The 3596-nt window shown below is 65.0% G+C and carries 4 protein-coding genes; all 4 read left to right on the top strand.

Going from position 1 to position 3596, the window contains the following annotated elements; all coding sequences use genetic code 11:
* Positions 1–718: SAM-dependent methyltransferase (locus VEI45_RS20535; RefSeq protein ID WP_324856370.1), on the top strand; the 718-nt coding region annotated here is incomplete at its 5' end.
* Positions 719–840: 122 nt separating this feature from the next.
* On the top strand, positions 841–1452 hold the full coding sequence (locus VEI45_RS20530) for a nitroreductase family deazaflavin-dependent oxidoreductase (protein WP_324856369.1): 612 nt from the start codon (positions 841–843) through the stop codon (positions 1450–1452).
* A 158-nt stretch (positions 1453–1610) separates the two neighbouring features.
* Complete coding sequence (locus VEI45_RS20525) at positions 1611–2024, top strand: nitroreductase (protein ID WP_324856368.1); 414 nt, start codon at positions 1611–1613, stop codon at positions 2022–2024.
* Positions 2025–2161: 137 nt separating this feature from the next.
* The coding region (locus tag VEI45_RS20520; protein WP_324856367.1) for a GH92 family glycosyl hydrolase at positions 2162–3596 on the top strand (1435 nt) is incomplete at its 3' end.

Raw genomic sequence — 3596 nt, 5'->3', positions numbered from 1 at the left:
GATGCAGGCGATGGTCAGCTATATGGCTTGCCGGACAGCGTTTTTCGACGAATTCTTCCTCGACGCCACTCGCGGCGGAATCCGCCAGGCGGTGATTCTGGCGGCGGGCTTGGACGCGCGGTCGTGGCGGTTGCCCTGGCCGGATGGAGTGACGGTCTACGAGCTCGACCAGCCCAAGGTGTTGGACTTCAAAGCCTCGACGTTGGCCGAGCACGGGGCCGAGCCGGCGTGCCACCGCGTCGCTGTGCCGGTGGACCTGCGTCAGGACTGGCCGAAAGCGTTGCAGCAGGCTGGTTTTGACGCTAGCGCACCCAGCGTCTGGTCGGCCGAAGGGCTGACGCCGTATCTGCCGGCTGCGGCCCAAGAGTTGCTGCTCGAACGTATTCACCGGCTCAGCGTCGCCGGTAGCCGGGTCGCCGTGGAGGCGCTTGGGCCCGACTTCACGGATCCCGACGTGCGTGCCAAACGGCGCGAGCGGATGGATCGGATACGCGCGGTGATGGCCAAGGTCGACCCGCAGCGCGAGATCCCCCGCAACGACGAGCTGTGGTACTTCGAGGAACGCGAAGACGTCGGCGAATGGTTTGCCCGCCACGGCTGGGACGTCACGGTGACAACGACCCCCGAGCTGATGGCCAGCCACGACCGCACGCCACCCAAAGAAGTCCGAGACACCACGCCGCACAACTTGTTTGTGTCCGCGCAGCGGACTACGTAACTTCTTTGACTTGGGGGATTCGCGGTCACGAACGCCCGTTGACGGTAGTTCGTCCCGTAGCTGCCGGCCTTCATGACTTTCGTCCCTGGCGTGCCAGGTGGCGCGCGGTGTGAGCTTGACTCATGCTCATCGATCTGCGAATTGGACGACAACGGCTGACTGGAACCATTTCTGGTGTCGTGCTGGGTCTTGTTGGACTGATCCTGGCGTGGCTGGTGGTGTTGCCAAGGGTCTTCAGGCGAAACCGCGACCGGATGCTCAAGATCGGCCCGTTCAAGAAGGCCATAACGCGCTACAACGACATGACCCGCCACATCTCGGGAACTGAGCGGTCGTCTTGGGGGCTGTTGACCCACATGGGCCGCCGCAGCGGTCGGACCTACCAGACGTCGCTGGGCACATGCACCTACGGCGACGGCTTCCTGTTGCCGTTGGGGTATGGCCCGCACACGGACTGGTACCGGAACCTGTTGGCCGCCGGGACTGGCACGCTGGCCTGGAAAGGCCGTACCTATCAGGTGGAGCGGCCCGAGCTCATTTCCGGGCCCGAGCCGATGCGGGCCTGGCGGAAATCGGAGCGGGTCCTGCTGCATCTCGCCGGAATGCATGACTTCGTGTGGCTGCACCGAAGCGAGGGAAAGGCCACAGAGCCGTCGCAGGCCACGTCGTCGAAGGAACACGCAGCACAGTGGCCGCATGGTTTCGACCCATTTCCAGCCGCCTCGGTCGAATAGTGGTCCCGCCGAAAGGGGGCCACGAATTGACCGCGGCTAGAAGTAGACAGCGCCGGTTCGTTGGTGCACTGCCGGCACTACCGATCGCGTTGGTCGCGGCCGTGGTGGTGTTGTACCTCGTAATGCTGGGCTATTCGGTTTTCATGCGGATCCGATGGGTGAGCGATAAGACCCGCCAGGCCAGTAAAGCGGCGAATCGCTGGATGCGCACGGTAGCTGGCACTCGGCTGGGAAGCCTGTACTTCAACCTGGCGGCGCTGCACCACGTCGGGCGGCGCAGCGGTCGAGAATATATGACGCCACTCAGCGCATATCCGCTCGGTGACGGGTTCGTGTTAGCCGTGGCCTATCCCCACGTGGATTGGTCTGAGAACGTTCTCGCCGCCGGAAAGTGCGCCCTCAGCTGGAAGGGGCGCGAGTATGCGCTGGAGAGACCCGAGCGGATCCCGCTGTCAGACGCGCTGAGTGCCTACCCTCTGCTGGTCAGGCCCTTCATCTTCGCTCCAGGAACAAAAGAGTTCCTCTGGCTGCATCGCGCGAACTCGGATTCGCAAGAGCAGCAATCGCTTTGAGCTGGCCGGCCATGAGTGTCTCGGCGGATGTCATACGGATCAGAATTGATGTATGACGATGATTAGCTTCCGTGTCGACGACGCGGATGCAGCAGAGATCGAGCAGTGGGCGCGGCGGCCCTGCAAGATAGACAGCGATGCCGTTACCAAGGGCCCTCACCGCGCTGCTCGCCACGGTGGTGGTCGGCGGATTGCTGGCCGGCGTTCCGCGCGCGGCGCACGCCGATGAACCCGTGTTCGTCGCGAATCCGGTCGAGCACGTCGACACGCTCATCGGCACCGGGACGAGCGAGACGGGTGGGGAGATCAACAACTTCCCCGGCGCTGCGGTGCCGTTCGGGATGGTGCAGTACTCGCCGGACACCACCGACACCTACGCCGGCTACGACCACGACAACGAGCGCTCCACCGGATTCAGCCTGACCCACGCCTCGGCGGGCTGCGCCGCGTTCGGCGACATCCCGATGCTCCCGACCACCACCCCGATCGGCGCGCAGCCCTGGTACGCCTGGGAGAACATCGCCCACGACGACACCGAGGTGGGTGTGCCCGGCTACTACACGGTGCGGTTCCCCGACACCGGGGTGACCGCGGAACTGACCGCCACTACGCGCACCGGCGTCGGCCGGTTCCGCTACCCGGCCGACGGTCGGCCCGCGCTGTTCCATGTGCGCCCCGGCGGGTCGCTCGCGGGCAACTCAGCGGCGAGCATCCAGATCGGCGAGGACAACACCACCATCACCGGGTCGGCGACCACCGGCGGATTCTGCGGCGCCAAGAACAGCTACACGGTGTACTTCGCGATGAAGTTCAGCCAGCCGTTCAGCTCCCACGGCACCTGGGACGGTACTGCGGTCTACGCCGGTGCCCGCAGCGCGGATTCGCCATCGAGCGGGGGATACGTGGAGTTCCCGGCTGGCTCGGTGCTCGAGGTGCGTACCGCGCTGTCCTACGTCAGTGTCGATGCGGCGCGAGCGAACCTGGCGGCCGAGGGCGGGAGCTTCGACGATGTCCGCGCCGCCGCATCGCGCCAATGGAACGCCACGCTGTCGCGTATCCGGGTGGCCGGCACCAACAGCGACGACGTGAAAACGTTCTACACCGCCCTGTACCGATCTGTGTTGCACCCCAACACTTTTAACGATGCGGACGGACGCTACCTCGGATTCGACGACGTCATCCACACCGTGGCCAAGGGGCACAGCCAGTACGCCAACTACTCCGATTGGGATACCTACCGCTGCCTTGCGCCCCTGCAAGCCCTGCTCTTTCCGGAGCGAGCCAGCGACATGGCCCAATCGCTGGTCAACGACGCCGAGCAGAGCGGGTCGCTTCCGCGTTGGGCGCAGGCAAATTCGTCGACCGCGATCATGACCGGAGACAACCCAGTCCCGCTGATCGTCAACCTCTACACCTATGGGGCCAGGGATTTTGACCGCCAAACTGCGCTGTACTACATGCTCAAGGCGGCGACCGACGGCGGTGTCGGGCGGGGCGACTACGTGGAGCGGCCGGGAATCGCAGCCTATCTCAAGCGTGGCTATGCGCCGCAGACCGAAGAGTTCGGCGGCG

Origin of the sequence: Mycobacterium sp. (genome assembly GCF_035623875.1) — a bacterium.
Lineage (GTDB): Bacteria > Actinomycetota > Actinomycetes > Mycobacteriales > Mycobacteriaceae > Mycobacterium.
The sequence above is the reverse complement of the archived record's forward strand: the minus strand, read 5'-3'. Positions and strand labels throughout refer to the sequence as shown.

Excerpts from the sequence above, each read along its gene's own strand:
- VEI45_RS20530 (WP_324856369.1), top strand. The coding sequence starts at position 841 with ATGCTCATCGATCTGCGAATTGGACGACAACGGCTGACTGGAACCATT.